The 26,860-nt window shown below is 67.0% G+C and carries 28 protein-coding genes; 20 read left to right on the forward strand and 8 right to left on the reverse strand.

Features of this window, described 5'->3' with window-relative positions; genetic code table 11:
- The first annotated feature begins 25 nt into the window (after positions 1-25).
- The 3 genes from pheA (at position 26) to ACIPXZ_RS07265 (ending at position 1,622) form a co-directional block, all read left to right on the forward strand.
- Positions 26-973 (forward strand): prephenate dehydratase, encoded by a 948-nt coding sequence (gene pheA / locus ACIPXZ_RS07255; RefSeq protein WP_400591750.1) that lies wholly within the window; start codon positions 26-28, stop codon positions 971-973.
- A gap of 22 nt (positions 974-995) precedes the next feature.
- Complete coding sequence (locus ACIPXZ_RS07260; RefSeq protein WP_400591752.1) at positions 996-1,268, forward strand: hypothetical protein; 273 nt, start codon at positions 996-998, stop codon at positions 1,266-1,268.
- A 141-nt stretch (positions 1,269-1,409) separates the two neighbouring features.
- Positions 1,410-1,622, forward strand: coding sequence for a hypothetical protein (locus tag ACIPXZ_RS07265; protein WP_400591754.1), 213 nt, complete (start codon positions 1,410-1,412; stop codon positions 1,620-1,622).
- A 9-nt stretch (positions 1,623-1,631) separates the two neighbouring features.
- Here the strand turns inward: ACIPXZ_RS07265 and ACIPXZ_RS07270 are convergent, their stop codons facing one another.
- On the reverse strand, positions 1,632-2,699 hold the full coding sequence (locus tag ACIPXZ_RS07270) for a diacylglycerol/lipid kinase family protein (protein ID WP_400591756.1): 1,068 nt from the start codon (positions 2,697-2,699) through the stop codon (positions 1,632-1,634).
- A 125-nt stretch (positions 2,700-2,824) separates the two neighbouring features.
- On the opposite strand from ACIPXZ_RS07270, the gene serS reads away from it, so the two are divergent.
- The 3 genes from serS to ACIPXZ_RS07285 all read left to right on the forward strand — a co-directional run bounded on the left by serS (position 2,825) and on the right by ACIPXZ_RS07285 (position 6,373).
- Complete coding sequence (gene serS, locus ACIPXZ_RS07275; protein WP_400591758.1) at positions 2,825-4,105, forward strand: serine--tRNA ligase; 1,281 nt, start codon at positions 2,825-2,827, stop codon at positions 4,103-4,105.
- Positions 4,106-4,253: 148 nt separating this feature from the next.
- Positions 4,254-5,297, forward strand: a complete 1,044-nt coding sequence (locus ACIPXZ_RS07280) for a hypothetical protein (protein ID WP_400591759.1) — start codon at positions 4,254-4,256, stop codon at positions 5,295-5,297.
- Positions 5,298-5,518: 221 nt separating this feature from the next.
- The gene (locus tag ACIPXZ_RS07285; RefSeq protein ID WP_400591761.1) at positions 5,519-6,373 is read left to right on the forward strand and encodes an HAD family hydrolase; all 855 of its coding nucleotides are present in this window, start codon (positions 5,519-5,521) and stop codon (positions 6,371-6,373) included.
- A 35-nt stretch (positions 6,374-6,408) separates the two neighbouring features.
- Here the strand turns inward: ACIPXZ_RS07285 and ACIPXZ_RS07290 are convergent, their stop codons facing one another.
- From ACIPXZ_RS07290 to ACIPXZ_RS07310, 5 genes are all read right to left on the reverse strand, one after another.
- Entirely contained in the window at positions 6,409-6,975 is a 567-nt protein-coding gene (locus tag ACIPXZ_RS07290) for a hypothetical protein (RefSeq protein ID WP_400591763.1), read from the reverse strand.
- A 42-nt stretch (positions 6,976-7,017) separates the two neighbouring features.
- Positions 7,018-7,503: a hypothetical protein gene (locus tag ACIPXZ_RS07295; protein ID WP_400591765.1), complete on the reverse strand. Its 486-nt coding sequence runs from the start codon at positions 7,501-7,503 to the stop codon at positions 7,018-7,020.
- Positions 7,504-7,506: 3 nt separating this feature from the next.
- Positions 7,507-8,316, reverse strand: coding sequence for a hypothetical protein (locus ACIPXZ_RS07300; RefSeq protein WP_400591767.1), 810 nt, complete (start codon positions 8,314-8,316; stop codon positions 7,507-7,509).
- Positions 8,313-9,281 (reverse strand): hypothetical protein, encoded by a 969-nt coding sequence (locus ACIPXZ_RS07305; protein ID WP_400591769.1) that lies wholly within the window; start codon positions 9,279-9,281, stop codon positions 8,313-8,315. Before ACIPXZ_RS07305 ends, ACIPXZ_RS07300 begins: the two co-directional genes overlap by 4 nt.
- 177 nt (positions 9,282-9,458) lie before the next feature.
- A complete protein-coding gene (locus ACIPXZ_RS07310; RefSeq protein WP_400591771.1) occupies positions 9,459-9,947 on the reverse strand; it encodes an inorganic diphosphatase in 489 nt (162 codons plus the stop codon).
- 180 nt (positions 9,948-10,127) lie between these two features.
- Here ACIPXZ_RS07310 and dacB point away from each other — a divergent pair, with 180 nt between their 5' ends.
- Genes dacB through hpt form a run of 4 tightly spaced genes read left to right on the forward strand, consistent with a single transcriptional unit; the run spans position 10,128 to position 14,407 of the window.
- Positions 10,128-11,537, forward strand: a complete 1,410-nt coding sequence (gene dacB / locus ACIPXZ_RS07315; RefSeq protein WP_400591773.1) for a D-alanyl-D-alanine carboxypeptidase/D-alanyl-D-alanine-endopeptidase — start codon at positions 10,128-10,130, stop codon at positions 11,535-11,537.
- Between the two features lie 55 nt (positions 11,538-11,592).
- Complete coding sequence (locus ACIPXZ_RS07320) at positions 11,593-12,696, forward strand: zinc-dependent metalloprotease (RefSeq protein WP_400591775.1); 1,104 nt, start codon at positions 11,593-11,595, stop codon at positions 12,694-12,696.
- The gene (gene tilS, locus ACIPXZ_RS07325; RefSeq protein ID WP_400591777.1) at positions 12,686-13,837 is read left to right on the forward strand and encodes a tRNA lysidine(34) synthetase TilS; all 1,152 of its coding nucleotides are present in this window, start codon (positions 12,686-12,688) and stop codon (positions 13,835-13,837) included. Before ACIPXZ_RS07320 ends, tilS begins: the two co-directional genes overlap by 11 nt.
- Before the next feature lie 18 nt (positions 13,838-13,855).
- Positions 13,856-14,407 carry a hypoxanthine phosphoribosyltransferase gene (gene hpt / locus ACIPXZ_RS07330; protein ID WP_400591779.1) on the forward strand — a complete coding sequence of 184 codons (552 nt, stop codon included), beginning with the start codon at positions 13,856-13,858 and terminating at the stop codon, positions 14,405-14,407.
- Positions 14,408-14,507: 100 nt separating this feature from the next.
- On the opposite strand, the gene ACIPXZ_RS07335 is transcribed toward hpt, so the two are convergent.
- Together ACIPXZ_RS07335 and ACIPXZ_RS07340 are read right to left on the reverse strand one after the other, a co-directional pair.
- Positions 14,508-15,065 carry a hypothetical protein gene (locus ACIPXZ_RS07335; protein ID WP_400591781.1) on the reverse strand — a complete coding sequence of 186 codons (558 nt, stop codon included), beginning with the start codon at positions 15,063-15,065 and terminating at the stop codon, positions 14,508-14,510.
- The gene (locus ACIPXZ_RS07340) at positions 15,062-15,601 is read right to left on the reverse strand and encodes a hypothetical protein (RefSeq protein WP_400591783.1); all 540 of its coding nucleotides are present in this window, start codon (positions 15,599-15,601) and stop codon (positions 15,062-15,064) included. The genes ACIPXZ_RS07335 and ACIPXZ_RS07340 overlap by 4 nt, the downstream gene beginning before the upstream one ends.
- A gap of 384 nt (positions 15,602-15,985) precedes the next feature.
- Here ACIPXZ_RS07340 and ftsH point away from each other — a divergent pair, with 384 nt between their 5' ends.
- The 10 genes from ftsH (at position 15,986) to ACIPXZ_RS07390 (ending at position 26,760) form a co-directional block, all read left to right on the forward strand.
- Positions 15,986-18,055, forward strand: a complete 2,070-nt coding sequence (ftsH, locus tag ACIPXZ_RS07345; protein ID WP_400591785.1) for an ATP-dependent zinc metalloprotease FtsH — start codon at positions 15,986-15,988, stop codon at positions 18,053-18,055.
- Between the two features lie 29 nt (positions 18,056-18,084).
- Positions 18,085-18,708 (forward strand): GTP cyclohydrolase I FolE, encoded by a 624-nt coding sequence (gene folE / locus ACIPXZ_RS07350; protein ID WP_400591787.1) that lies wholly within the window; start codon positions 18,085-18,087, stop codon positions 18,706-18,708.
- A 7-nt stretch (positions 18,709-18,715) separates the two neighbouring features.
- Entirely contained in the window at positions 18,716-19,621 is a 906-nt protein-coding gene (gene folP, locus ACIPXZ_RS07355) for a dihydropteroate synthase (RefSeq protein ID WP_400591789.1), read from the forward strand.
- 7 nt (positions 19,622-19,628) lie between these two features.
- The gene (gene folB / locus ACIPXZ_RS07360; protein ID WP_400591791.1) at positions 19,629-20,036 is read left to right on the forward strand and encodes a dihydroneopterin aldolase; all 408 of its coding nucleotides are present in this window, start codon (positions 19,629-19,631) and stop codon (positions 20,034-20,036) included.
- Positions 20,033-20,530: a 2-amino-4-hydroxy-6-hydroxymethyldihydropteridine diphosphokinase gene (gene folK, locus ACIPXZ_RS07365; RefSeq protein ID WP_400591793.1), complete on the forward strand. Its 498-nt coding sequence runs from the start codon at positions 20,033-20,035 to the stop codon at positions 20,528-20,530. Before folB ends, folK begins: the two co-directional genes overlap by 4 nt.
- Before the next feature lie 2 nt (positions 20,531-20,532).
- Positions 20,533-21,033: a DUF3180 domain-containing protein gene (locus tag ACIPXZ_RS07370; RefSeq protein WP_400591795.1), complete on the forward strand. Its 501-nt coding sequence runs from the start codon at positions 20,533-20,535 to the stop codon at positions 21,031-21,033.
- On the forward strand, positions 21,026-21,967 hold the full coding sequence (locus ACIPXZ_RS07375; protein ID WP_400591797.1) for a Rossmann-like and DUF2520 domain-containing protein: 942 nt from the start codon (positions 21,026-21,028) through the stop codon (positions 21,965-21,967). Before ACIPXZ_RS07370 ends, ACIPXZ_RS07375 begins: the two co-directional genes overlap by 8 nt.
- A gap of 39 nt (positions 21,968-22,006) precedes the next feature.
- A complete protein-coding gene (gene panC / locus ACIPXZ_RS07380; RefSeq protein WP_400591799.1) occupies positions 22,007-22,888 on the forward strand; it encodes a pantoate--beta-alanine ligase in 882 nt (293 codons plus the stop codon).
- Between the two features lie 702 nt (positions 22,889-23,590).
- Positions 23,591-25,102 carry an MDR family MFS transporter gene (locus ACIPXZ_RS07385; RefSeq protein ID WP_400591800.1) on the forward strand — a complete coding sequence of 504 codons (1,512 nt, stop codon included), beginning with the start codon at positions 23,591-23,593 and terminating at the stop codon, positions 25,100-25,102.
- A gap of 206 nt (positions 25,103-25,308) precedes the next feature.
- Positions 25,309-26,760, forward strand: a complete 1,452-nt coding sequence (locus tag ACIPXZ_RS07390) for an LCP family protein (protein ID WP_400591802.1) — start codon at positions 25,309-25,311, stop codon at positions 26,758-26,760.
- Positions 26,761-26,860: the final 100 nt, after the last annotated feature.

The following is a 26,860-nucleotide window of genomic DNA, read 5'->3' on the forward strand; positions in this document are numbered from 1 at the left end:
TGACCTTTTCCGAGAGCCGAGTCCCATGAGCACACCCACGACGCGCTACACCTACCTGGGCCCGGAGGGCACCTTCACCGAGACGGCCCTTCTGCAGGTGCCGGGAGCCGAAGAGGCGCTCCGGATTCCTGTCAGCAATGCCAAGGCGGCTCTGGAGAAGGTACGCCTGGGCGAGGCCGACGCCGCGATGATCCCCATCGAGAACTCCGTGGAGGGCGGTGTCCCGGCCACCCTGGACGCCATCGCCACGGGCGGTGAACTGCGCATCATCCGCGAGGTGCTGGTGCCGGTGACGTTCCAGCTCGTCGCCCGTAAGGGCACCCGGCTGGAAGACATCCGCGTGGTCTCCACTCACGGCCACGCCTGGGCACAGACCCGCGAGTGGTTCGATGCCAACCATCCGGACGTCGACTACCTGACGGCTTCCTCCACGGCGGCCGCCGCCGTCGCACTCCTGTCCGACGACGCCCAGCACCAGGCCGCGGTCTGCGCACCGATCGTGGCGCGCAGCCACCCGGAACTGGAGGTGCTCGCGGAGAACATCGGTGACAATCCTGACGCGGTGACCCGCTTCATCCTCGTGGCCCGTCCGGGGAACATGCCCAGGCCCACCGGCGCCGACAAGACCACGCTGGTGGTGCCCTTGCCGCAGGACCGTCCGGGCGCGCTGATGGAGATTCTGGATCAGCTCGCCAGCCGCGGAGTGAACCTCAGCCGGATCGAATCCCGGCCCACCGGACAGTACCTGGGTCACTACTACTTCAGCATCGACGCCGAGGGCCACCTCCACGAAGCGCGCGTTCAGCAGGCGCTCGCGGGCCTGCACAGGATCAGCCCGGCCACCCGTTTCCTCGGCTCCTACGCACGGGCCGATGCCCAGCCGCCCGTCGTCGAGCAGCACAACTCGGACGCCGCCTTCTCCGCAGCCGAGCAGTGGGTGGCGGGGATCCTGGGGGACGGGGCCGGGGAGTAGGCCGGTCCGGAGCCCGAACGCGATGAAGGTCCTCATCACGGGAATGTCCGGCACCGGCAAGAGCACTTTGCTCGCCGGTCTCGCGGCCTTGGGGCATGCCACTGTGGACACCGATTACGGTCCGTGGACCGATGACCGCGGGCGGTGGGACGAGCAACGGATGACCGAATTGCTCAGTGCTCCTGGTGAGCTGGTGGTTTCAGGGACCGTCGAGAACCAAAGGGAGTTCTATCCCTTCTTCGCGCACGTGGTGCTTCTCTCCGCACCATTGGACGTGGTGCTGGAAGGGCGGTGAGTCGCCCCTGTCCGCGGGGCTGAGGTGCGCGTATGCTTGCCTGAACATTTCCAGTGACCGGCGGAATACGACAGTTCCGGCGGTGGAGGCCCGCCGCATCAGGCGCTCCGGACGGTGTCCGAACAGAAGCAGGGAGGCACGATGAGTGAGAACGACGGCCAGGGCATGATCGTCAACCCTGAACCGAATGACGAGAATCAGGATTGGGACGGGGACGAGGCCGACCGTGCTGACCGCCTGCGCTTCGCTGAAGAGCAGGCCATGATCCGTGAACAGTCGGAGCACCGTCAGCAGGATGAGGCACTCCGCCGGGCACAGCAGCAGGCCGCCGAGGAGGCCGGGGAAGGCAAGTAGCCGTCCCGCTCAGCGTTCCGGGCGGACCCGCACCGCAAGGGAACGCGGGCACACCTTCACGCTGATCCGCGTCACCGGTCCCGAAGGGTCCCCGTCGAGCTGTGTTTCCATGGGCTCCGGGCTCCACACCGTCATGCCGTGCACGGCGTACGCCCGCATGATGGGCAGCACGCCGCTGTGCTTGAACACGACTTTCAGGTACATCGCCAGCCAGCCCAGGAGGCTCCGCGGGCTGACCACGACGGCATCGAGCACGCCGTCGTCCACCATGGCGTCCGGGAGGAAGTCGATGCCGCCCGGGACCAGGCCGCAATTGGCGAAGAGGATGGTTCTGATCTTGCGCTTCTGAGGGTGCCCGCCGTCGAGGCTGATGGTCACGGGCCGCCGGCGTCCCGGCAGGTGCCGCATCCCTGCCGCCGTGTAGGCGAGCCAGCCGATCGACTTCTTCAGGTCGTCGCGGGTGTCGACCAGGACCTCCGCGTCCATGCCGATCCCGGCCATGACCAGGAAGCCGTGCTCACTCGTGGTCCCGTCCACGGCGCTCTGCAGTTCCGCCGTCGCCGTGTCGATCAGGCGTTCCCAGCCGAACAGTGCCGTGCCGATGGCGCCGCGCAGATCGGCCACGTCCATCTGGAGATTGCGGGCCAGGAGATTGCCCGTGCCGAGGGGCACCAGGCCGAGCGGCACGCCCTTGCCGGCGAGGACTTCAGCCACCGCGCGAACGGTGCCGTCGCCGCCCGCGGCGAGGACGACGTCGTACCCCTCCTCAAGCGCGGTGCGCGCCTGACCGTAGCCCGGATCGTCCTCAGTGGTTTCCAGGAACACCGGCTCCGGCCAGCCCGCCGTGCGTGCGGCGTGCCGGATCTGTTCGCGCGCGGCGTCGGCGCGGTTCTTGACCGGGTTGAGGACGACGACGACGCGCTGGGAACCTTCGCGCGGGCGGCTGACCGGTCCCGCGACCGCGCTGCGCCGGTGAATGGCCTTGAGACGGCGGGCACCCCACCAGCTCACGACGGCAGACCCCGCGAACACGGCGGCGCTCCCCGCGAAGAGAATGTACTTCCCCGAATTCCCCATAGTCCCTAAGCGTAGCCCGAGGGGCCCCGGCCGAGGCACGAGGTCTGGGGGAGGGATGCGCGGTAGCCCGAGGGGCCCCGGCCGGACTTCGCGGGGTGTGAGCCGCATTCGATACCCTTGGACTCGTGATCGACGTTAAAGAGCTCATTGACAACCCCGAGAAGTTCCGTGCGAGCCAGCGTGCCCGTGGAGCAGATGAGTCTCTGGTCGATCAGCTGGTCGAGTCCGACTCCACCCGCCGGGCCGCGCTGACCCGTTTCGAGAACCTCCGCGCCGAACAGAACGCTTTCGGCAAGCGCGTGGCGCAGGCGAAGGGCGAGGAGAAGCAGGCGCTGCTGGCCGAGGTCAAGGAACTGGCGGCCAATGTCAAGGCCGCATCTGCCGAGGCTGAGGCCGCACAGACCACCCAGGACGAGCTGCTGCGTGTCATTCCCAACCTGGTGCTCGACGGTGTCCCCGAGGGTGGCGAGGACGACTACGTGGTGGTCAAGACCGTCGGCGAGCCTCGCGAATTCACCGACTTCGAGCCGCGCGACCACCTGGAGATCGGCGAGCTCATCGGCGCCATCGACATGGAGCGCGGTGCAAAGGTCTCCGGTTCGCGCTTCTACTTCCTGCGTGGAGTCGGTGCCCGCCTTGAGATGGCTTTGCTGCAGATGGCCATGGACCAGGCGATCTCCAACGGCTTCGTCCCCATGATCACGCCCACCCTGGTGCGTCCCGAGACCATGCAGGGCACCGGCTTCGACGTCAAGCACGACGCCGAGATCTACCGCCTCGCTGAGGACGACCTCTACCTTGTGGGAACCTCCGAGGTGGCCCTCGCCGGGTACCACGGTGATGAGATCCTGGACCTCTCCAACGGCCCCGTGCGGTATGCCGGACAGAGCTCCTGCTACCGCCGTGAGGCCGGTTCGCACGGCAAGGACACCCGCGGGATCATCCGCGTCCACCAGTTCAACAAGGTGGAGATGTTCATCTACACCACCCAGGAGGAGGCTGCCGCCGAGCATGAGCGTCTCCTGGCCTGGGAGGAGGAGATGCTGGCCAAGTGCGAGCTGCCCTACCGGGTGATCGACACGGCGGCGGGAGACCTGGGCTCCTCTGCGGCCCGCAAGTTCGACTGTGAAGCCTGGGTCCCCACGCAGGGCGCCTACCGCGAGCTCACCTCCACCTCGAACTGCACCGGCTACCAGGCGCGCCGCCTCAACATCCGGGAGCGTGTCTTCACCGAGGACGGGACGCCTAAGGGAACCCGCGCCGTCGCGACTCTGAACGGCACCCTGGCCACCACGCGCTGGATCGTGGCCATCCTGGAGCATCATCAGAACCCGGACGGTTCCGTCACGGTTCCGGCGGCGCTGCGTCCGTACCTCGGCGGGCTTGAGGTGTTCCCGGTTCTCTGAGCTCTCGTGCTGGGACATTTCCCCGGCCTTGTGGACATTTCCCGGCGCTCCGGCAGTGGGGAATGTCCACAAGGCCGGGGATTCTTCGTTTCCACATAGGATGCAGTGCTGTCTGAGTGGGCCCGTCGTAAGGTTTTGGCTGTTCCACATGGAGTTCCCGGAATTCACCTTCCTCACCGCGGATCGCGGCCCGCATCTCAGATCAGCGCGCAGCCTGAGCCGAGACTTCACCGCAGGACGTCTGGCCCGGCTCCGTCGTGGAGTGTACGTCCCTATGGAAGAATGGCTCAGCGGCTCGGCCTGGACGCGCTACGCGATGACGACGGCGGCGTTCGGCGTGCTGGGCGCCCCTCCGGTTTTCTGCCGGGAGACTGTGCTGTCCCTGTACGGATTTCGGCTCGCCCGGGTCCCCCAGACGGTCGAGTGCCTGACCGGGTCGCAGTCGGGCTCAGGCCGAAGGCCTGCCCCGGTGTTGTACGGCGACCGGTCCGCGGCGGAACGCATCTGGAGGAACGTCCGGAGCGATCGGGAGCGCCCCGGTCTGCTGCCGCAGGGCTTTCGCGAGGCTCGTCGCTCAGGTCTGGAACCGTCGCCTCTCACCCTGCAGCTGGCTCATCTCGGGGTGTCCCTTCCGCTTCAGAACCTCGCCACCGCATTGCTCGATACCGTGCACCGCATGCCGTTCCCGGACGCCGTCGTGATAGCCGACGCCATCGCGTCACGTGACAGCAGGATCAAAGGCCCGTGCAGTCTGGAAAGCCTGGCCGCAGGCCTGCCCGCGTTGTCCTCGGCGAGTGCCCGGGCGCGTACGGCCTCGGTGCTGGACTTCGCGCTGGCGGGCTCGGAATCGGTAGGTGAGTCGTTCAGCAGGGCGGTGATCGCACAGCTCGGGTTCGAGGTTCCCGAAGTCCAGTTCCGGGTCATGGCTCGAGGTGGGGAAGTGGCCCGGACCGACTTTCATTGGCGCGGACGCGGCTTGGTGGGCGAGTTCGACGGCCTCATGAAGTACACGCGCTCCAGAGATCTCAGCGGCAAGGACCCCGCGCGGGTGGTGGTAGAGGAGAAGCTCCGCGAGGATCGGATCCGCGCCGAGGGTTATCAGGTGGTGCGATGGATCTGGGATGACATCATGCGACCTGAACTGCTCATGGCGAAGCTGATCAGAGCGGGAATTCCGAGGCGTGGCTCGTAGCTTCCCTTGGCCTTATGGACATTTCCCTGCGCTCCAGCAATGGGGAATGTCCACAAGGCCGGGGGATTTCGGCTTCCGGTGCCCGGTCCGGGGATTTCAAACATTCACACTGTGTGCAGGGCTGTGAATATTAACCTGCCGCGCCCCGTGTTCATACCGAATTCACGCCACGCTGTGAGCTGGGTCCTGGCCGCTCCGCAGCGGTGGTGCTTCACTGGATTATGACTATTTTGACTGAACACGCAGTCGCTGGCAGCGAAGACCAGCAGCACGAAGACCACAAGCAGCTCATCGCCCTGGACGTCGACGGGACTCTCGTGGACCATGACGGGCACATGTCCCCGGAAGTGCGTGAAGCGGCTCAGGCCGTGGTCCGCTCCGGGCATCGGGTGATCATCGCCACCGGGCGTTCCCTGGGTGCCACACTTCCCATTCTGGAACTGATCGGCCTCGATTCGGGCTACGCCGTCTGTTGCAACGGTGGCGTGACCCTCCGCCTCGATCCCACCCTGCCCGATGGTTACGAAGTCATTCACCGCGAGACCTTCGACCCGGCTCCCGCACTCACCGCCCTTCGTAAGCGCCTTCCGGTGGCCAAGTACGCGCTGGAAGACGCGCAGGGCCGTTTTCTGTCCACGGAGCGTTTCCAGGACGCCAGTTTCGGCGTCGAGGCGATCCCTGTCGACTTCCACGAGATGCTCGAGGCGGAAGCCGTGCGCGTGGTCGTCTTCAGCTCCGAGAACACCTCGGACGACTTCACCGAAGCGATCGCCGGGATCGGGCTCAGCGGCGTCACCTACTCGGTCGGCTGGACGGCCTGGCTGGACATCGCCGCCTCAGGGGTGACCAAGGCCAGTGCTCTTGAGCGGCTCCGTGGCACTCTCGGCTGGAATCAGGCTCACACGATCGCCGTGGGCGATGGGCGGAACGACGTCGAAATGCTTGGCTGGGCGGCGCGCGGCGTCGCCATGGGGCAGGCCCCCGAAGAGGTGCGGGCCGTTGCGGACGAGGTGACGGAGAGCGTCGAGCAGGATGGCCTCGCGACGGTGCTGCGGGGTCTGCTCGTCACCGCCTGAGCGGCGATCCGGGAACCGGAGCCGACGGCCGGGCCCTAGCCCCGGAGCTGCCCTGTGGCGCTCAGCAGCAGTCGGCCGGCCAGCTCGCGGCCGAGAAGCTCCTCGTGCCAGCCGGTCCTGTTGAGCGCCTTGCTCACGGCCTGAGTGGTGATTCCCAGCGCCTCCGCCACGCTCTTGTGCTGGCCCCGCACCCCGGGGGTGAGCAGGTCCACCACACGCCATTCAGCCTCGGAACGGGCTTCAACGATCCGTGCCACGAGCCGGAGCGCGGCCTCCGTGTCGACGGCCCCCTCGGAGGATTCGCCGGCCGCCGCCACGCGGTGCCGGACCTGTCGCCCTTCGAGCGTCAGAAGCGCCCCGGTCGCCAGATCACGGGCGAACCGTTCGGAGGTGGCGTCCGTGCCATGAGCCGCCCCGACCCCGGCCAGCGTGCCCGGAAAGCGGGCCGCCAGCAGCGCGGCTGCAACGGCGTCGTCGGCGTTCGGCGTCATGAGCCACCAGGACGACGAGGAAGCGGTCTTCCGCGCCCCCAGGGCGGCCAGCCGCTCGCTGAGTTCTGCCGGGCAGTTCGCGGCGCGGAGGACGACGGAGTAACTGTTCACGGAAAGGCTGACTCCTTGATCACGGCTCAGGATGATCAGGTCTCAGGCCTTCGGCCGCGCCAGCTGGCGGGTGGCTTCCAGGTCGATCATGGTCAGTTTCTCCTTCACCCGGTCCGCTGCTCCTCCGGTGGGCAGCCCCGAGCCGTCGGAGAGCAGGACCATGACCAGGAAGATGATGCCGAAGATGTACACCTTCAGGCAGTACCAAGCCATCCTCCAGGAGCCAGGAGCCTTGCCGCTCGGGACCAGGACGTTGCGAGTCCCGGCGACGAGACTTCCGATCGTGCGGCCCCGGAAGCACAGCAGGCCGTAGACCACTGCGAAGAGGATCCAGACGAGCACTGCGACGCCGATCGCCGCACCGATACCGTCAGGGTTCTTGCGGTACATGGCGGCGAAGGTGGAGGCCAGGGCGGCCAGCGTGATCAGGTAGTCCACGGCCAGCGTGGCGGCGGCCCGGCCAAGGCTGGAATCCACCACCTTGGAACCGTCGCTGAGCGTGAGGATGTCGCGTTCCTTGACGGCCACTGCTCAGGCCTCTCCGTGCGCTGTGATCAGCCCGGTCAACCGAGTGGCGAGGGTTTCTGCGGAGACCTGGCCCAGCTGGAAGCGGGCCTGGCCGTCCTCCTCGCTCGCCGAGAGGGCGTAGAGGCGTTCGGGTGCGGTGTAGATCGTGACGTTCCCGGTGTCGTCGCTGGCGGAGTCGATCACCACCACCGTGGTGACGCCTCGGACATCGCTCAGCTCGGCGGAGGCACGGGCGGTGAAGCCTGCCTCGTCGAGGTTCTCCGCCTCGGCATCGGTCCCCTGGATCCCGGTGGTGCCGGCGAGTTCCAGGATCGACTGGGCGAGTTCCGAGACTGGGCAGAAGCTGAAAGCGTGGCTTCCTTCCGGGTCGACCAGCTCCAGCAGGGCGACGTCGCCGTGAAGATAGCCGTAAAGCCAGGTCTTCTCGTCACCCGCCTTGTTCAGCTCGGCCACCACGACCTTCTGGCCGCTTCGACGCAGGGTCATGACGCCGGTCAGTTCTAGATCGGCGCCGATCCGGTTCGGTGCCTGACTGGGGACGTCTGCCACAGGAACGACGAATCCTTTGCTCAGCAGGGTGCGCAGCGCCACATTGCAGGCGAGTTCCCGTTGGTCCTCGTGGGCGGACAGCCAGGGCAATGCCACGGCCTGAGGGTGGTCCAGCCCGTCCAGGGCGACGATCTCCTCATCGGTCAGTACGGGAAGGGGCAGTTCTGCGGAGGCCTGTCCGAGGAGCTCCTGTGCCGCGGCGATGTCACGATCGCTGAGCGTGATTTCTGACGGTTCGGTTCCAGCTCCGGGCTGAGTGCTCATCCGAAGAGACCTCCAAGGGATTTGACGGGATTCGAGAAGAACTTCTTGGCACCTTCAACAGCTCCTGAGGCGACGTTCTTCGCGCCGTTCCATGCATCCGATGCCACGTTCTTGGCACCGTTCCAGACGTCACTGGCACGTCCCGCGATCCAATGTCCGGCCGCCTTGCCCCATTCGCTGTCAGCAATCATATTGCCCAGAGCCCAGGCGCCCGCCACGACTCCGGCGCCGACCACGATTCCGATGCCCACCGGGTTGGTGAGCAGGCCGGCAGCCATCAGCAGGGTCCCGCCACCCGCCAGCACTGACAGGCCGCCGGATACGCGGTCCCCCCAGCCTCGCCAGCCCCCGTGTTCGGGGGAGATCATGTCCTTGATTCCGCCGTAGATGGACAGGGGAGCGAGCGCAGGTCCCAGGAAGCGGCCGAATTTGCCGAACAGCTCTCCGGCCTTGCCGAATTTGGCCATGATCCCGGTGGGTGCGGCGGGGTTGAGGAAGTCTCTGGCCCAGGTGAAACCCTTGCCAGTGAAATCCAGGATCTTCTTCGTGGACAGGAAACCATTGGCATCCTTGAAGACCTTGACGAGATCTTTGATCTTCATACCCAGGGTGATGGCTCCCTTGAGGATGCCACCCGTTTCCACGGCGTTCTGGAGCTGCGTGTTGCCCCCGCCGCCGGTCGTCGACCCACCCTCGGCCGAGCTGGCGGTCTCCTGCTCCTTGGCATTGTCGAGCAGGACCTTGGCGGAGGTCTCCAGATGGCGGCTCGCGGCCATGAGCGCCTGGCGGTGGCTGCTGTTCCATTCGGTACGGAAGCGCTGAGCATCCGGACCCTTCCACGCATGGGTCGAGGCGATGGCGTCGGTCAGTTGCTTGCTCTGGAACTGCAGGGCGGTGGAACCCCGTTTGAAGTTCTGAGCGAGCACCCGGAGCTGCGCTGGATCGGCACCATAGAAACCGGCCACGTGGGCCCTCCTCAATCGAACGGAAGTGAACTGCGATCATCCTAGAACCGCGTCCCACCTCGCTGCGATGGGGAGGACTGCCCATATGCCTGAGCATCAAACACAAGAGGCCGGGTGTCTCCGCCACCATGAGTGCATCATGGCGGCGGAGACACCCGGCCTCTGATCAGGCGGAGGTCAGTGACCTTCGGCCTGGAAACGCTCGATCGAGGCCTGCAGCTCGGCCTCGGCGGCGGCGCGGTCGGCCCAGCCGTCCGGCTTGACCCACTTGCCCGGCTCCAGGTCCTTGTAGGTGGTGAAGAAGTGCTCGATCTCCTTGATCAGGAACTCGTCCAGATCGGAGGCCTCCTGGATGTGGTCGAAGCGCTTGTCGGCCGGGACGCACACCAGCTTGGCGTCTCCACCGGACTCATCCTCCATGTTGAAGATGGCGATGGGGCGGGCCTCCAGGACGATGCCCGGGAACAGGTCCACATCCGGGTAGAACACCAGGGCGTCCAGCGGATCGCCGTCCTCGCCCAGGGTGTTGTCGAAGAAGCCGTAGTGGGTGGGGTACTGCATGGAGGTGAAGAGGACGCGGTCCAGGCGGACGCGGCCGGTCTCGTGGTCCACTTCGTACTTGACGCGGGAACCGCGCGGGATCTCGATCGTGACGTCGTGCTTCATGGGAACTCCGTAGCTTTCGTGCCGTCGGGCGGCATGGCGTATCACAGGCGACGGGGCAGGCCCGTCGCCGACTACTATTGAGGATATCGCCACGCCCCGGCGTTGTCCTTCCGGAGGCAGGCCGCCCCACGCCGTTTCCGGCCTTCAGGGGCTCTCGAGACTGATAGGGGAAGCACGGGAATGGGCCGCACGGCGCGCATACTGAGCTCTGTTCTGCTCGTCCTCGCGCTCGCGGCGCTCGCCGTCCCCCTGGGGATCCATTGGAGCGAGGACGGCCTCGCCGAAGCCCCTCAGCCCGCTGTCACCACCCCCGCCTGGCAGCTGCCCCCCACCCCGGAACCTGCCACGGACGGTGCATTGACGACGGCGGCTCCCACGCCGTCGTCGGCCAGACTCACCGAACTGCTCGGCAAGTCCTTGGTGCCCGACGGCGGCGGTGACTTCTCCGCCCAGGTCACCGACGCGCTGACCGGTTCGGTGCTGTACGGAAGCAAGGCGGATGAGCCGCGCGCGCCGGCGTCGAACATGAAACTGCTGACCGCTGCTGCGGCCCTCCAAGTGCTCGGCCCGGACGCGCGCTTCAGCACCGAGGTGCGGCGGACCGGGGCCGGTTCCCTGTCGTTGCGTGGCGGCGGCGACGTCCTGCTGGGTGCGGGAGAGTCGAAGCCGTCCGAGGTCATGGGGCACGCCGGGCTCGCGACACTGGCCGGCCAGACGGTCGCCGCGCTCAAAGCGGGTGGTGCCAAGGGCAAACTCACCGTGGCCGCGGACGCCCGGCTCTTCAGCGGTCCCGCCGTGAACCCCACCATCGAACCGGATGACGTCAGTGCCGGGGAGACGGCGCCCGTGGCTCCCCTGGCCCTGAATTCGGGACGGTTCGACGCGTCCGTCGAGACCGGCCCCCGACCCCAGGACCAGCCCGCCGAGGTGCTCAAGGCCTTCGTCGCGGCCTTGAATGCGGCCGCATCCAAGGCCGGAGCCCCGCTCAGCTTCGCCGCCGGCGGCTCAGCCGGTGACGGGCCGGTCCTGAGCAGCGTCGCCTCGGCCACGGTCGCCGGTCAGGTGTCCTGGATGCTTCAGAATTCGGACAACTTCCTCACGGCCGTGATGGGACGCATGGTGGCGGTGAAGGAAGGCCGTGCGGGTGGTTACGCGGACGCGATCGTCGCGGTGCGGAACGAACTCGAGAAGCTCGGCATGGACACCAAGGGCATGGTCATCGCCGACTTGAGCGGGCTGGCTCCGGCCAATCGCGTCAGCGCCGCACAGTTCTCCTGGCTCGTCCGGCTCATGGCCACGGGGGATAACGCCTCCCTGCGAGCTGCCCTCGCCGGATTCCCGGTGGCCGGAGTGAGTGGGACCCTCGGCTCCCGTTACGCCTCCGCGGAGAGCAAGGCCGGCGCAGGACTCGTGAGAGCCAAGACGGGCACCCTGAACACGGTGCTGAGCCTTTCCGGCTATGTGGTCGACGCCGACGGGCGTCTGCTCATCTTTTCCTTCATCGGGAACGGTCTCACGGCGGGGGCTGCGGGGAACAAGGCGGCGTTGGACGACTCCGCCTCGATTCTGGCCGGCTGCGGCTGCCGCTGAGACCACTTGGCCGGACGGCCAGATAATCGTCAGCCGGGTAAGGCAGGATGGTCCCATGACAGAGCAGCCCACCCTCACCTTGATCGACTGGGATCTCGCGGCGACGACGGCGGCCCGGCTCGCCCCCGCCGGGCCACAGCTGAGCCCGGCGGAGATCGCCGCCGCCGTCGAGGACATCCGTGTGAAAGCGGAGGCCTCCGTGGCACTCGTCCATCGCATCACCGGTCTGGAGGCCGCCCGCGATCTGCGGGACTCCCCGGTGTTGGTGGTGGACCGGGCGGGCTGGTCCAAGGCGAACACCCAGGGCTTCGCCGTGATGATGGAGCCCGCGCTGGAGGCGTTCCGTGAACGCCTCGCGCAGGGCATGTCCGCGGGCGGCGCCAAGGTGGGAAGTGCCATCACCGGTGCGCAGATGGGTTCGGTTCTCGCGTTCCTCTCCAGCAAGGTGCTCGGGCAGTACGAGCCGTTCTCCGCACGCCGGGACGGAGGACGTGGGCCGGGAAGGCTCCTGCTCGTGGCCCCGAACATCGTGGAGGTGGAGCGGCGCCTGGGCGTGGACACGGACGATTTCCGGCTCTGGGTCTGCCTTCATGAACAGACGCACCGGGTTCAGTTCGCGGCGGCCCCGTGGCTGGGGGATTACCTTCTGGAGCAGATCGGACTGCTGAGCGGTTCGCTCGTGGAGAATGCCGGGTCCTTCCTGGAACGGGCCACCCGTGCAGTGGTGTCGCTGAAGGAGAACCGCGGCGGGTCCGAGAGCACGCCGGGCGGCCTGAGTGAACTCCTCCAGGGGCCGGAGGAGAAGGCCGTCATGTCCAGGCTCACGGGGGTCATGAGTCTGCTCGAAGGGCACGCCAATGTGGTGATGGACGCCGTCGACGCCGAGGCGGTTCCGAGCGTGAAGACCATCCGTCAGCGTTTCAGCGACCGCGGAAAGGACCGTGGGGTGCTGGAGAAGTTCATGCGGAGGCTGCTGGGGCTGGACGCGAAGATGCGTCAGTACACGGACGGGGCCCGCTTCGTCCGTGCCGTGGTGGACCGCGCGGGGATGGAAGGTTTCAACCGTGTCTGGGAGCGTCCGGATCACCTGCCCACCGAAGAGGAGATCCACGACGCCGGGGCCTGGCTGAAGCGTATGGGTTTCGCCGGTGACGCCTGAGCGGACCGATGGCCGCAGGAGCCGGGGACGGCTGGCCCCCGTGCTGGGGTCGGCCCGCCTGCGTTTGCGGGAAGCACTTGAGGATGAGGGATTCCTGGACAGGAACGCACCCCGGGGCGGCCGTGCGTTGAACCGGGCCGGGGATGGGCCGCTTCGGGTTCTGCTGGGCCTGAGTGGAGGCCCGGACTCGCTGGCGCTCGCGGCCGCTGCGGCGTTCTTCGCCCGGACCGGCCTGTTCCAGGTGGGTGCCGTGGTGGTCGACCATCAGCTGCAGGAAGGGTCCCATGAGGTCGCGGAGCGGGCTGCCGGGCAGGCGCGCGCCCTGGGACTGGACCCGGTGCGGATCGTCACGGTGACGGTGCCGTCCGATGGGGACGGCCCGGAGGCGGCAGCCCGTTCGGTGCGGCACGCCGCGCTGGAACAGGCCGCCCGCGAGGAGGGCGCCGATCTGGTGCTGCTCGGCCACACCCGGGACGACCAGGCCGAACAGGTCCTGCTCGCCCTCGCCCGGGGCTCGGGAACCAGGGCGCTGGCGGGGATCCCGCGGCGACGTGACTTCCCGGGAGGTTCCTATCTCCGTCCCTTCCTGGAGCTGACGCGCGCCGAGACCGAGGAGATCTGCCGTGTGGAGGATCTCACGCCCTGGCAGGACCCCAGCAACGCGGACCCGGCGTTCACCCGATCCCGGGTGCGATCCCGGGTGATGCCGTTCCTGGAGGACCAGATCGGCCCCGGCGTGGCCGAGTCCCTGCACCGCTCGGCCCGGATCCTCGCGGCGGATGCCGCCTTTCTGGACGAGGAGGCGCAGCGGCACTACGCGGCACTGCGAGAGGCGCACGACGGCGTCATCCTCCTCCCTGAGGACGGGTTGCGGGCGCTGCCCGAGGCACTGCGGTCCCGGGTCCTCGCGCTGGCCGTCACCGAACTCGGAGGTTCGCCGAGTTTCGAGCGGATGCAGGCCGCCGTCGCACTGTTGAAGCGGCAGGGGAGCGCCGGGCCGGTGCAGTTGCCCGGGAAGGTGAGTGTCCGGAGGCAGACCCGTCCCAAGGGGGCGCGCAAGGGCGGTGGCGAGTATGGGAAACTGGTTCTGGAAAGCACTGGCCCTCGTGCAATCGCCGCGGGGCCGTCCAGCCACGGATAGACAGTTACAGGAGTCAGGGTGGATTCGCAGGACGTCCAGGCAGATCTCAAGGAAATTCTTCTGACCAAGGAGGAGATCCAGCAGCGCATCACGGAACTCGCCGCGCAGATCGACAAGGACTATGAGGGGCGCGATCTGCTGATCGTCGGCGTCCTCAAGGGTGCCGTGATGGTCATGGCGGATCTGGCCCGTGCTCTGCACAGCCACGTGACCATGGACTGGATGGCGGTGTCCTCCTACGGCTCGGGCACCCAGTCCTCGGGCGTGGTCCGCATCATCAAGGACCTTGAGACGGATCTGATGGGCAAGCACGTCCTGATCGTCGAGGACATCATCGACTCCGGTCTGACGCTGTCCTGGCTCAAGGCGAACCTGGAGTCCCGTGGCCCGGCCAGCGTGGAGATCTGCACCATGCTGCGTAAGCCGGAGGCCGCCAAGGTCGAGATCGACGTCAAGTACGTCGGCAAGGACATCCCGAACGAGTTCGTGGTGGGTTACGGCCTGGACTTCGCCGAGAAGTACCGCAACCTCGCGTTCGTGGGCAGCCTCGCACCGCACGTCTACGAGTAAGCCTGAGTCAGCCCGCCCGGAAGGCCGCGCCCTGATGTGCTGTGCGCTCCCCAAGTGGGGAGCGCACAGCACATCAGGGCGCGGCCTCGGTGGTTAGTGGTCAGTTCAGGCTCTTCATGAAGGTGTAGTCGAACTCTTCGTAACTGATGACCGAGTAGAGTTTCTGGCCCTCACCCTGCCACGGACAGCTCACCTCGTAGTTCACGGCCTGCGCGGACTTCGTGTCCATGATTTTCGCGGTGCAGGGGATGGCTTTCCCGGAGTCCGCGAGCGACCCGGTTCCGATCAGGAATCGAGTGTCGGCCGGCGCCGTGAGTCTGAGCGAGACGGTCTTCCCCGAGGTGCCCTGCACCGTTTCCTGACCGTGGATGGTGGTCGAGTCCGGCCCGAACGTCGGAGTCCCGTCCGCGGCCGGGCTCGGCGCACCGGACGGTCCGGCAGGGTGTGACGCGGCGGACGTTTGAGGCGCCGCCGGTCCACTGCCCGCCGGCGAAGGGTTCGCCGGATCGCCGGAAGCGTGCGGGGTGACTGAGGAGTCCGGTGCCGGAGACGGCCCTGGTGCCGGAGCGCCGGGCAGGCTGCAGGCGCCGAGGCCGAAGAGCGTGGCGATGGCGAGCGTTGGCACCGCCGCACCCCGGATCGTGAGGGGACGTGTCACGGAACCAGCTTCCACTCGTCCTGGCGGGCCCTCAAAGGAGCGTTCACCGAGTTGTTCGAGTACGCGGCGACGTACTTGCAGGGGGACTGAAGGACCTTCTTCGTCGCCAGGAACGAGCGGGAGGTCTGGAAGAGCTGCATGGCACGGCGCTGACCACTGGCGACGTTCAGGCTGTAGGAGAAACCGTCCGTCCAGGACCGCTCCTTCGAGAGCTGTACGCCGATGGTGGTGCTCGCCTTGGCCAGGACGACGCCGGCCTCCGCGGTCACCGAGGCCGAAGCGGCCACCCCGACGGACGCCGTCGTCGTCCGCGTGTAGCTGAGGGTGCCGGGGCCTGTGATGTATGCGCTCTTCACATTGGTGGGTCGCGAACTGCGGGTGACCGAGGTGAAGGTGTACACCGGCGAGGGGCCGTCGCAGATCTGGGGCGAAGCCTGATCTCCGCCGGGCGACGGCGCCGCCTGTGCGGGAACGACCAGGCCGGCTCCTCCGAGGATCCCGATGACCGATGCTGCGATAAGGCCCTTCACTTTCATGACAACCAACCTTTCAAAGCGTGCGATTTTATGGGTCGCCGGGCTTCGTGTGTCCCTCACGAAGCCCGGCGAATCACAACGTATCGAGGACATAAAAATATGTCAATGAAATTGTTGGACATATTCGAAACTTGCTCATTCCCCCTCGCAGTTGAGCTTGCGGTTTCTCGGGTCAAGCGGGTCCTGGTCCCCAAGAAATCGCAAACTGAACAGGCCTCGCTCCTCGCGTCCCTGGTTGAAGTTCCGCTTTCGCCCTGAGGGAACTTTTCAGCTCCGGTGTACGTCTTGCTATGCAGACGGTGTCATGCTGGACCCAGAGAAGTGGGCCCGGCGCCGTTCCCGGGCTAAGCATTCGCAGGAGGGATGGGGCACACGCCCCGGTAGATGAAACTCAAAAGTATCGCCAAGGGTCCCTGGATCTGGATCGCCGCCGCGGTGGCCATCATGCTGCTCGCCTTCGCCACCTTCGCGCCGGGCGGTTCGGCACAGATCGACACCAACAAGGGACTCGAACTCCTGGGCCAGTCGGGCGAAGTCCAGCAGGCCAAGATCATCGACGGTGAGAACCGGGTGAATCTGACCCTGAAGGACTCCGTCACCGTGGACGGCCAGGACAAGGGCAAGGACGTCTACTTCAAGTACGTCGAGGCCCGTGCCAAGGATGTCGTCACGGCCGTGAACGACGCCAAGCCGAGCAAGGGCTTCCAGGACCAGCCGGTGGAGAGCAACTGGCTCCAGGGTCTGCTGTCCCTGCTGCTGCCCACCCTGCTGCTGGTGCTCCTGTTCTGGTTCATCATGTCCAGGATGCAGGGCGGCGGCTCCAAGGTCATGCAGTTCGGCAAGTCCAAGGCGAAGATGCTCAGCAAGGACATGCCGCAGGTGACCTTCGTCGACGTGGCCGGTGCTGACGAGGCCGTGGAGGAACTCCACGAGATCAAGGAATTCCTCCGCGAGCCGGGCAAGTTCCAGGCCCTCGGCGCCAAGATCCCCAAGGGTGTCCTGCTGTACGGCCCTCCCGGTACCGGCAAGACCCTGCTGGCCCGCGCCGTCGCCGGTGAGGCCGGGGTGCCGTTCTTCTCCATCTCGGGCTCCGACTTCGTTGAGATGTTCGTCGGCGTCGGCGCATCACGTGTCCGTGACCTCTTCGAACAGGCCAAGGCCAACAGCCCGGCCATCATCTTCGTCGACGAGATCGACGCCGTCGGACGTCACCGCGGCGTCGGCATCGGCGGCGGCAACGACGAGCGTGAGCAGACCCTGAACCAGATGCTCGTCGAGATGGACGGCTTCGACGCCAAGACCAACGTCATCATGATCGCGGCCACCAACCGACCGGACATCCTGGACCCCGCACTGCTGCGTCCGGGCCGCTTCGACCGCCAGATCCCCGTGGACGCTCCGGACCGCAAGGGCCGCGAGGACATCCTCAAGGTGCACGCCAAGGGCAAGCCGTTGGCTCCCGGCGTCGACCTGAACGCCGTCGCCAAGAAGACGCCGGGCTACACCGGTGCCGATCTGGCCAACGTCCTCAACGAGGCGGCTCTGCTGACCGCGCGCTCCAATGCCGATCTGATCGACGACCGTGCCCTTGACGAGGGTGTCGATCGTGTCATGGGCGGCCCGCAGCGCCGCAGCCGGACCCAGAAGGAACACGACCGCAAGATCACGGCCTATCACGAGGGCGGTCACGCCCTGGTGGCCGCGGCCCTGCACAACGCCCCGCCCGTCACCAAGGTGACCATCCTGCCGCGTGGCCGCGCCGGCGGCTACACGCTGGTGGTCCCGGACGACGATCCCCAGGGCTACACCCGCAATGAGCTCCTGGACCGCATGGCCTGGGCCATGGGCGGCCGCGTGGCTGAGGAGATCGTGTTCCACGACCCCACCACGGGCGCGTCCAATGACATCGAGCAGGCCACCAGCACGGCCCGCCGCATGGTCACCGAGCTCGGCATGAGCGAGAAGGTCGGCACCATCAAGGTGGCCGGCGGCGTCTCCAACGTCATGGGCGCCGGTCGCGGCGGCGATGACAGCGGAGCCACCATCTCCAACGAGCTGGCCGCCCTGGTCGACGAGGAAGTGCGTCGGATGCTGGATTCCGCTCACGACGAGGCCTACGCCGTGCTGACCGAGAACCGCGACATCCTGGACGCCATGGCCCTGGAGCTCCTCGAGAAGGAGACCATCAACCAGGCGGACGTGGAGCGGCTCACGGAGAACGTGCGCAAGCCCGTGAAGCGTCCCATCTGGCTCTCCAAGGAATCGCGTCCGGTGCAGCACATCGCTCCGGTCCAGTCCAGCCGCGAGCGTGCCCAGATGGCGTCTCAGCAGGAGGAGCCGGTGGTGCAGTTGTCCGCTCAGGCCCACGAGCCCGCGGCCCCCGTCCAGCACCTTGCGCCGCAGGCCGAGAACCCCTCCGGCCAGGCCCCGCAGGACGAGCAGCAGGGCCAGTAGGTCCGTTGGCCCCACGCTAGGATGCTTAGGTGAACCACATCGACGACGACGTCCCCGCCGCCGCCAGTAACGGCGTACCGGCCGACAGCCCCATGGACCTCCCTCGCATCGAGGCGGCGGTCCGCGAGATCCTGCTGGCCGTGGGGGAGGACCCGAACCGTTCGGGTCTGGTCGACACCCCCGCGAGGGTGGCCCGTGCGTACGCCGAAGTGTTCTCCGGCATCCACCAGGATCCCGGCTCTGTGCTCCAGACCATGTTCGACATGGATCACGAAGAGCTGGTCCTGGTCAAAGACATCCCGTTCTACTCCACCTGTGAGCACCATCTGGTGCCGTTCCACGGGGTGGCTCATGTGGGATACATCCCGTCCCATGACGGGAAGGTGACGGGCCTGAGCAAACTGGCGCGGCTGGTGGACATCATCGCCCGCCGCCCGCAGGTCCAGGAGCGGCTCACCACGCAGATCGTGGAGGCCCTGGTCACCCATCTGCAACCGCGCGGCGCCATCGCCGTGGTGGAATGCGAGCACATGTGCATGTCCATGCGCGGCATCCGCAAACCAGGAGCCAAGACCGTCACCAGTGCGGTCCGGGGCCAGCTCCACGACCCAGCCACACGAGCCGAAGCCATGAGCCTGATACTCGGAAGGTAATAACCCTATGGACTCGCTTGCCGCAGCACCGGGCACCGGCCCGGCCACGAACCCTCTGCCCGTGATCCGGAAAGCCAAAGCAGCAGCCCGATTCGAAGACCTCGCCCAGGACCGGACCCTGGTCATGGGCGTGCTGAACGTGACACCCGATTCCTTCAGTGACGGCGGGCAGCACAGCACCGCGGACTCCGCCATCGCCCACGGGCTGCGGATGTTCTACGGGGGCGCGGACATCATCGACGTCGGGGGCGAATCCACCCGGCCGGGAGCCGAGACCGTCACCCCGGAAGAGGAACGGCGCAGGGTGCTGCCGGTGGTCGCGGCCCTGGTCAAAGCAGGTGCTCTGGTGAGCATCGACACCATCAACGCCGAGACGGCGGCCGCGGCGCTCGACGCCGGTGCCGCGATCGTGAACGACGTCTCGGGACAGCGGGTCAGCGAAGAGATGATCCACCTCGTGGCGTCCCGTCGGGTGCCGTACATCCTCACCCACTCGCGCGGGGATTCGCAGACCATGGACTCGCTGGCGGTCTACACGGACGTCGTGGGCGAGGTCGTGGCCGAGCTGACCGAACTACGCGAGCGGTTCCGCAGTGCAGGACACTCGGACGAGCGTCTCATCCTGGATCCGGGCCTCGGTTTCGCGAAGGCCGGGTCGCAGAACTGGGAGCTGCTGCGCGGTCTGGACCGTCTCCGGGACCTGGGCCACCGGGTCCTCGTGGGAGCCTCACGGAAGCGATTCCTCGGTGAACTGCTCACGTCGGCGGGCAAGGCCGCGGCTCCTGCAGAGCGGGATGCCGCCACGCTTGCCGTGACCGCCCTGAGCGCGGCGCACGGCGCCTGGGCAGTCCGGGTGCACGACGCCGGCCCGAATCTTGACGCGGTGAAGGTCGCCGCGAGCTGGAAGGGGTGAGCCGGGCATGCAGCGCAGCCTGGACCGCATCGAACTTCGCGGCGTGACCGCGATCGGAAACCATGGTGTCTTCGATTTCGAACGCCGCGAAGGCCAGCCCTTCGTGGTTGACGTCGTCATGCACCGAGATTTCAGTCGGGCCGCGGAGAGTGATGACGTGGAGGACACGGCCCACTACGGCCTCGTGGCAGACCTCATCAAGTCCACCGTGACCGGCCCCGCCGTGAACCTGATCGAGAAGCTGGCGGTGCAGATCGCGCACGCCATTCTGGAGGGTTTCCCCGTCGAGCAGGTCGATGTGACCGTGCACAAGCCCAAGGCGCCCATCGAGGTGCCGTTCGGTGATGTCGCCGTCGTCGTCAGCCGTTCGCGTGCTGATCTTCCGGACGCCGGAACGAGTGGAGACGCCGTATGAGCCGCACCCGCGCCATCCTGGCCCTGGGCAGCAACCTCGGCGAACGGCAGGGCACACTGTCAGCCGCCGTCGCCGATCTGGTGGCCCATCCCCGGGTTCACCTGGTGGACGTCTCGCCGATCATCCAGACGAAGGCGGTAGGTGGGCCGGAGGACCAGCCTCCTTATCTGAACATGGTCATGGCCGTGGACACCGAGTTGGAGCCTCTGGAACTGCTGGCCCACTGCCAGGCGGTGGAGCAGATGCACCACCGGGTGCGGGAGGTCCGTTGGGGCGCCCGGACCCTGGACGTCGATGTGATCGTCTTCGGTGAACTTCACAGCGATGACCCGGTCCTCACCCTGCCTCATCCGCGCGCTGCGGAGCGGGCGTTCGTGCTGGTCCCGTGGGCCGCGATGGACCCCGAGGCGGTACTGAGCGGCACACCGGTGCGTGAGCTGGCCGTTGCTGCGGCGGACTACGCGGACGCCGAAGAATACGACGACGAGGTCTGACCATGCGATTGCTGCGTGCCGGTGAGCTGGCGGTGATCGCCCTCTGCTTCGTGGTCCTGGGGTTCCTGCTGTCGATGATCGTGCAGCGGTACAGTCTGCCGGTGCCGGTGCTCCCGGCCAGCGGCGTGTTCAGCATGCTGGCGATCGCGCTGCTGACCTTCATCCTGGGCTGGCGGGTGCACCGCTGGAAGACCTCCAAGGCCAAGGACCGGAAACAGCTCGATCCCATCCTCGCCGCCCGCACGCTGGTCCTCGCCCAGGCGTGCGCCTATGCCGGCACCGTGTTGTTCGGCTGGCACCTGGGGATCGTCCTGGAGCAATTGCAGTATCTGCAGTACCCCAGCGGAGTGGACCATGTCATCACGGGCGCCGTGGTGGGCGGCGGTGGTGTGGTGATGCTCGTCGTGGGTCTGATCGTGGAGCGTTTCTGCCGCATTCCTCCGGAGGACGACGGCGGTTCTGAAGGCGGACGAGGGAAGGGAACCGAGGGCGAATATGCCTGAGCCGGTGCATGACGGGACAGGCTCCCGGGCGGGCCGTTTGCGGCTGGGAGTGATCGGTGCCGGCAAGGTGGGCGCCGTGCTGGGTGCCGCCCTGCGGGCCGCGGAACATCGCGTGGTGGGTGTGACGGCCGTGTCCGAAGCCAGTCTGGAGCGTGCCGAGAACCTTCTGCCGGGTGTACCGGTCCGTGAAGCCCGCGAGGTGGTGGACGGGAGCGATCTGGTGCTCCTGGCCGTGCCCGACGATGTGCTCGCCGAACTGGTGAGCGGTCTGGCGGCGCTCGGGGCCTGGCGTCCCGGTCAGCTGGTGGCGCACACGTCCGGCCGCTTCGGCGTCGATGTCCTTCAGCCGATCCGCGCCGTCGGCGCGATCCCGTTGGCGATCCATCCGGCCATGACCTTCACCGGGCTGAGCCTGGATCTCGGACGTCTGCAGGACTGCGTCTTCGGTGTGAGTGCCGATGCGCCCATGCTTCCCATCGCGCAGGCTCTCGTGATCGAGATGGGCGGGGAGCCCGTGGTGATCCCGGAGGAGCAGCGGGTGCTCTATCACGCGGCCCTGGCTCACGGTTCCAATCACCTGGTGACCCTCGCCTCTCAGGCGGCTCAGCTGCTCTCCGAGATCGGAGTCGCCGAGCCCGAGCGAGTGCTGGGACCGTTGCTGCGAGCCTCGCTGGACAACGCCTTGGCTTCCGGGGAATCGGCCTTGACCGGGCCCGTTTCGCGCGGCGATGCGGGCACCGTGGCCGCGCATCGCGAGGCGCTGACGGGCCGCCGCGCCTTGCGGCAGGAAGCCGCCGCGGGAGCGGCCGGACGGGATGGTGACGATATCCTGGACTCTTACCTTGCCATGGCCCGGGCCACCCTTCAGCGTGCCGTGCGTCAGGACCGCCTCAGGACGGACCAGGCCGCGACGCTCGGGGACGTGCTGGGCTGAGGGGCAGATTCACGGCTTGAGAAGAAGGACGCGCCGCCCATGGGCATTGAGCTGGTCACCACCAAGAGCGCGTTGCGCGATCGCCTGACGGAATTCGTCCGGGATGGGTTCGTCACCTCGGTGGGCTTCGTCCCCACCATGGGTGCACTGCACGCCGGTCACGCGGCTCTCGCCTCTCAAGCCGCCCGGGACAACGATCTGGCTCTGGCGAGCATTTTCGTGAACCCTCTTCAGTTCGGGGAGGCTGTGGACCTGGAGCGGTACCCGCGGACCCTGGACGCCGACCTGGAACTCCTGGAGGCTGCAGGCGTGCGCCTGGTCTTCGCCCCGTCCGTGGAGGAGATGTATCCGGCCGGTCAGCCGGGCGTCCGGGTCAGCGCCGGTCCGCTGGCGACCGTCTGGGAAGGTGCGTCGCGTCCGGGGCATTTCGACGGCGCGCTGACGGTGGTCGCCAAGCTGCTGCACCTGACGCAGGCTCCGGTCCCGGTGAACCGCGCCTATTTCGGGCAGAAGGACGCCCAGCAACTGGCGCTGGTCCGTCAGATGGCGGACGATCTGGATTTCGGTACGGAGATCGTCCCGGTGCCGATCGTGCGCGACGCCGATGGGCTGGCGCTGTCCAGCCGGAACAGGTTCCTCTCGGACGCGGAGCGCGAATCGGCCTTGGTGCTCTCCCGGGCGTTGCGTCTCCTGGAGGAGCGTGCGGCCGCCCACGAGCCGCTGGATCTGGACTCCGCCGTCGCGCTCGTGGAGTCGGCTCCCGGCGTGGAGCTGGACTACTTCGACGTCGTGGACCCGCGCACCCTGGAGCCGCTGGCGGAGAACTGCCGCTTCACCCCGTTCCGCGGAGAGGCCCTGGCGATCATCGCCGCGGCGGTGGGGCCTGTTCGCCTGATCGACAATGCCCTGTTGAACTCCTGAAGTCGTGGGCTGCTGAGCTCGTGAACTTCTGAATTCCGTGGCCCGGGTTTCGATCCCCCGACACAACTCCGCCGAACTCGCTGGTTTGGTGCGAACTCGTTCGTTGAGGGCGCGGTTTGGCATGGATTTCGCGAGCTCGGCGGGTTCTGGTCCCCGGGGTAGCGGTTTCGGCGGGGGTGGTGCCGGGAGGTGGCGGGTTTGGCCGAGCTCGCTGGTTTGGTGCGAACTCGCTCGTTGAGGGCGCGGTTTGGCACGGATTTCGCGAGTTCGGCGGGTTGTGGTCCCCGGGGTAGCGGTCTCGGCAAGAGCGGCGCCTGAGAAGCAGCGTTTTCGGAGAGCGCGGTGACCTGTTCAGAATCGGGTTTCTGTGAGTAAACTGGATGAGTGCGTCTGATCATTAACACACCGCTTTCTGCTTAGGCGGTCACCCGTGGGCCCCGGCTTGATGCCGGCCGGCGAACGGAACCCGCTGTGCGGTGTGTGAGCCCCTGAAGTCACGGTTTCCCGTGACGGCGGGCAACCCTGTCAACCAACCCCCTAGGGGAAGTGCCGTCTGATGGATGCCATCGCATCCTGAACGGCAGGGATACGCAGCAATCGGAAATCCTCCTCCTGCTCACCCCTGGTGATTCGTGCCATGAGCCGACACCAGGTCCCTGACCACCGGTACCTCCTCCACCGTTCACTCGCAAGGACGTGACCATGACCCCCGAGACCCAGAGTTCAACCGGCGGGCCGCCCGAGGCACTGGCCGCCCACGGAACTTTCACCCCTGAAACCGCCGCTGCACCCGGCCGGACGCCCGAGGCGGACGCACCGGACAAGCTGCCGCGCGACGTCGTCGTGATCATCAGCGTCCTGCTGGTGTCCACCTTCACCGTGTTCCTGAATGAGACCATCATGAACGTGGCGTTGCCGCGCCTCATGACGGCCCTCGACGTATCCGAGAGCACCGTCCAGTGGCTGTCCACCGGGTTCATGCTGACCATGGCCGTGGTCATCCCGGCGACAGGCTTCATCCTGGAACGCCTGAGCACCCGCCAGGCCTACTTCCTGGCCATGGGCCTGTTCACCACCGGTACGGTGATCGCCGCCGTCGCCCCCGGCTTTGGCGTGCTGCTTCTGGGCCGCGTGGTCCAGGCCTCCGGCACAGCCATCATGATGCCTCTGCTCATGACGACCATCCTGACCCTGGTCCCCATGAACAAGCGCGGCATGGTGATGGGCAACATCACGATCGCCATGTCCGTGGCGCCCGCGCTCGGCCCTACGGTGTCGGGGCTGATCCTGGAGCACTTCGAATGGCGCTTCATGTTCATCTTCGTTCTGCCGGTGGCCCTCCTGGCTCTCCTGGTGGGGGCGAAGTTCCTGATCAATGTGGGGGAGACCGGCCATCAGAGGCTCGACGCGCTCTCCGTGTTCCTGACCATTCCGGCATTCGGCGGAGTCGTCTACGGACTCAGCCAGCTCGGCGGCAGCCACTCCGGCCAGGCCGGACCGTCCAGCAATGCGATCGTCGCCCTCGCGGTGGGGGTCGTCTCGCTGGGACTGTTCGTCTGGCGGCAGCTGAGCCTGCAGCGCACGGGTGCCCCGCTGCTTGATCTGCGGGCGTTCCAGCACCGCATGTTCACGGTGTCCGTGCTGCTACTGGTGGTGGCCATGGTGGCGCTGTTCGGCACGGTGATCCTGCTTCCGCTCTTCCTGCAGAAGGTGCTGGGTGCGGAGCCGCTGGTCACGGGGCTGGTCATGCTCCCCGGTGGACTGGCGATGGGTCTTTCAGGTCCGTTCATCGGGCGCATGTACGACAAGATCGGACCGCGTCCTCTGACCGTGACCGGTTCGGCCCTGATGGTGATCTGTCTCTGGCAGTTCGCGATGATGAACGGCTCCACGCCCATCTGGTGGGTGACGGTGATTCAGACCGTGCTGAACTTCGCCCTGGCGATGCTCTTCACACCGGCCTTCACCAACGGCCTGAACCCGCTCCCGCCGCAGCTGTACTCGCACGGTTCGGCGATCCTCGGGACCTTGCAGCAGGTGGCAGGTGCGGCCGGCACCGCATTGCTGGTGGCCCTCTTCGCCGCAGGGACGGCCATCCATGGCGACCTGCTCGACGGCACCCGGATCGCGTTCCTGACGGCGGCGGGTATCGCGGTGCTCGCCGTCGTGCTCTCTGCGATGATGCGCAAGACGGAGGGTGCCGGCGGACACTGAGGAGGTCCGTTCACTCCCTCCGAGAAGCCACGTGGGCACGATTCTGGACGCCAGGATCGTGCCCACGTGGCTTCTCGTACGCCGGGCTCGGGGCGTTCTCGCAGTTCCAGTGAGTACCATGGGGCCGTCACACGCACCTGGGAGGGGTGGCCGAGCCACAGGCCGGCCTGAGAACTGAGCTGGAAGGCCTGTCCCCAGGAGACCTTATGAACAATCAGCCACGAGAGAGTTTCGCGGCACGCAAGAATGTCGGAGCGCCGCCGGCGCCCCGCCGCCATCTGATTCCGGGGTCCCCGGGCGGTCGCCGCCATGGACGCGGAGTATATCTACGACGGCGCGTGGTGGTCCTCATCGGGCTGCTGCTCACGGTGGGTCTGGTCGCCACCGGCTGCTATGCGGTCAGCACGTATCTGAACATCGAGAACGGCATCCACCGCTCCCAGGCGCTCAGCGGCGGCAAGGGTCTGGATCAGGACACCAACATCCTGCTCATGGGGCTCGACAGCCGACTGGATGAAAACGGCAAGCCACTTTCCCAGGAGGAATACGATGCCCTCCATGCCGGAGACCCGGGCATCGGCGGTTACAACAGCAATGTGCTGATGTTGCTGCACATTCCGAAGGACGGGAGCACGGCTCAGATCGTCTCCATCCCTCGCGACGACTATGTCGACCTGCCGGGGCAGCCCGACGGTATGGCCAAGGGCAAGATCAAAGAGGCCTACGGCTACGCCATGGATGAGGCGATGAAGAAGTTCACCAACGATCCTCAGGGCCGCAGCCAGGACCAGATCTATCAGGCGGCCCGGGACGAGGGCCGCAAGGCGGAGATCAACACGGTCGAGCAGTTCCTGAACGTGAAGGTGGACCACTTCGTCGAGGTCACCATGGCGGCCTTCCTCTCGGTTGCGCAGGCCGTCGCGCCGATCAAGGTCTGCCTCCAGCACGACACCTCGGACACCTTCTCCGGGGCGGATTTCAAGGCCGGCGTGCAGGACATCGACGCGAAACAGGCGGTGGCCTTCGTACGCCAGCGCCGAGACACCTCAGGATCGGGCTATGAGCTCACGGACCTGGACCGCTCGCGGCGGCAGCAGGCCTTCATCACCTCGCTCGCGACGCAGCTCAAGCAGAAGGGCACGGTCACCGATCTCGGCAAGATCAATGGGATCGTCGACGCACTCAAGGACAAGATCGCCGTTGACCAGGGGCTGAACCTTGTGGACCTGGGCCTGCGGGCGAAGCAGCTCAGTGAGAATCACACCCGTTTCGTCACGCTCCCGATCCTCGACTACGGCACCTCGGACACCGGAGAGTCGGTGAACCTGGTCGACAAGGACGCCATTCAGAAGATGGTCGCCAGGGTCCTCGGGGGAGGACCGGTGACCGAGCCGGCTCCGGCCACGTCCTCCCCGGCGGCCTCCTCATCCGGAGCCCAGGGGGATGGAAATGGCTCCCAGGCAACCAGCACACAGAGTGGTTCAGGAGGGAACGGTGCCCAGGCGGGTGCCGCGGCTCCGGTGCCCGCGGCTCAGCCTGCCGCCCCGGCCGCTCAGCCCGCAGCACCCAGCCCGTCGCCGTCGTCGCCGTCCGGCAGCTACGACGCCGGGGACTGGAGCAGCACGCTCAGTGGCGGCGGGGTGCCCTGCGTGAAATGAGCCCGCGGATTCACCGCGAGTGGGCACTTGTTCACGGTCTGGGACTCGGACACTGTGACCAAGTGCCCACTCGCGGGAGAGCGAGAAAGAGAGGCGCCGG

Origin of the sequence: Arthrobacter sp. NPDC090010 (assembly GCF_044748305.1) — a bacterium.
Lineage (GTDB): Bacteria > Actinomycetota > Actinomycetes > Actinomycetales > Micrococcaceae > Arthrobacter_E.

What these genes read in the sequence shown, in the direction of transcription:
- pheA (WP_400591750.1), top strand. Translation starts at nt 26, where the DNA reads ATGAGCACACCCACGACGCGCTACACCTACCTGGGCCCGGAGGGCACC.
- ACIPXZ_RS07260 (WP_400591752.1), top strand. Translation starts at nt 996, where the DNA reads ATGAAGGTCCTCATCACGGGAATGTCCGGCACCGGCAAGAGCACTTTG.
- ACIPXZ_RS07265 (WP_400591754.1), top strand. Translation starts at nt 1,410, where the DNA reads ATGAGTGAGAACGACGGCCAGGGCATGATCGTCAACCCTGAACCGAAT.
- ACIPXZ_RS07270 (WP_400591756.1), bottom strand. Translation starts at nt 2,699, where the DNA reads ATGGGGAATTCGGGGAAGTACATTCTCTTCGCGGGGAGCGCCGCCGTG.
- ACIPXZ_RS07280 (WP_400591759.1), top strand. Translation starts at nt 4,254, where the DNA reads ATGGAGTTCCCGGAATTCACCTTCCTCACCGCGGATCGCGGCCCGCAT.
- ACIPXZ_RS07285 (WP_400591761.1), top strand. Translation starts at nt 5,519, where the DNA reads ATGACTATTTTGACTGAACACGCAGTCGCTGGCAGCGAAGACCAGCAG.
- ACIPXZ_RS07300 (WP_400591767.1), bottom strand. Translation starts at nt 8,316, where the DNA reads ATGAGCACTCAGCCCGGAGCTGGAACCGAACCGTCAGAAATCACGCTC.
- ACIPXZ_RS07310 (WP_400591771.1), bottom strand. Translation starts at nt 9,947, where the DNA reads ATGAAGCACGACGTCACGATCGAGATCCCGCGCGGTTCCCGCGTCAAG.
- dacB (WP_400591773.1), top strand. Translation starts at nt 10,128, where the DNA reads ATGGGCCGCACGGCGCGCATACTGAGCTCTGTTCTGCTCGTCCTCGCG.
- ACIPXZ_RS07320 (WP_400591775.1), top strand. Translation starts at nt 11,593, where the DNA reads ATGACAGAGCAGCCCACCCTCACCTTGATCGACTGGGATCTCGCGGCG.
- ACIPXZ_RS07340 (WP_400591783.1), bottom strand. Translation starts at nt 15,601, where the DNA reads ATGAAAGTGAAGGGCCTTATCGCAGCATCGGTCATCGGGATCCTCGGA.
- ftsH (WP_400591785.1), top strand. Translation starts at nt 15,986, where the DNA reads ATGAAACTCAAAAGTATCGCCAAGGGTCCCTGGATCTGGATCGCCGCC.
- folP (WP_400591789.1), top strand. Translation starts at nt 18,716, where the DNA reads ATGGACTCGCTTGCCGCAGCACCGGGCACCGGCCCGGCCACGAACCCT.
- folB (WP_400591791.1), top strand. Translation starts at nt 19,629, where the DNA reads ATGCAGCGCAGCCTGGACCGCATCGAACTTCGCGGCGTGACCGCGATC.
- folK (WP_400591793.1), top strand. Translation starts at nt 20,033, where the DNA reads ATGAGCCGCACCCGCGCCATCCTGGCCCTGGGCAGCAACCTCGGCGAA.
- ACIPXZ_RS07370 (WP_400591795.1), top strand. Translation starts at nt 20,533, where the DNA reads ATGCGATTGCTGCGTGCCGGTGAGCTGGCGGTGATCGCCCTCTGCTTC.
- ACIPXZ_RS07375 (WP_400591797.1), top strand. Translation starts at nt 21,026, where the DNA reads ATGCCTGAGCCGGTGCATGACGGGACAGGCTCCCGGGCGGGCCGTTTG.
- panC (WP_400591799.1), top strand. Translation starts at nt 22,007, where the DNA reads ATGGGCATTGAGCTGGTCACCACCAAGAGCGCGTTGCGCGATCGCCTG.
- ACIPXZ_RS07385 (WP_400591800.1), top strand. Translation starts at nt 23,591, where the DNA reads ATGACCCCCGAGACCCAGAGTTCAACCGGCGGGCCGCCCGAGGCACTG.
- ACIPXZ_RS07390 (WP_400591802.1), top strand. Translation starts at nt 25,309, where the DNA reads ATGAACAATCAGCCACGAGAGAGTTTCGCGGCACGCAAGAATGTCGGA.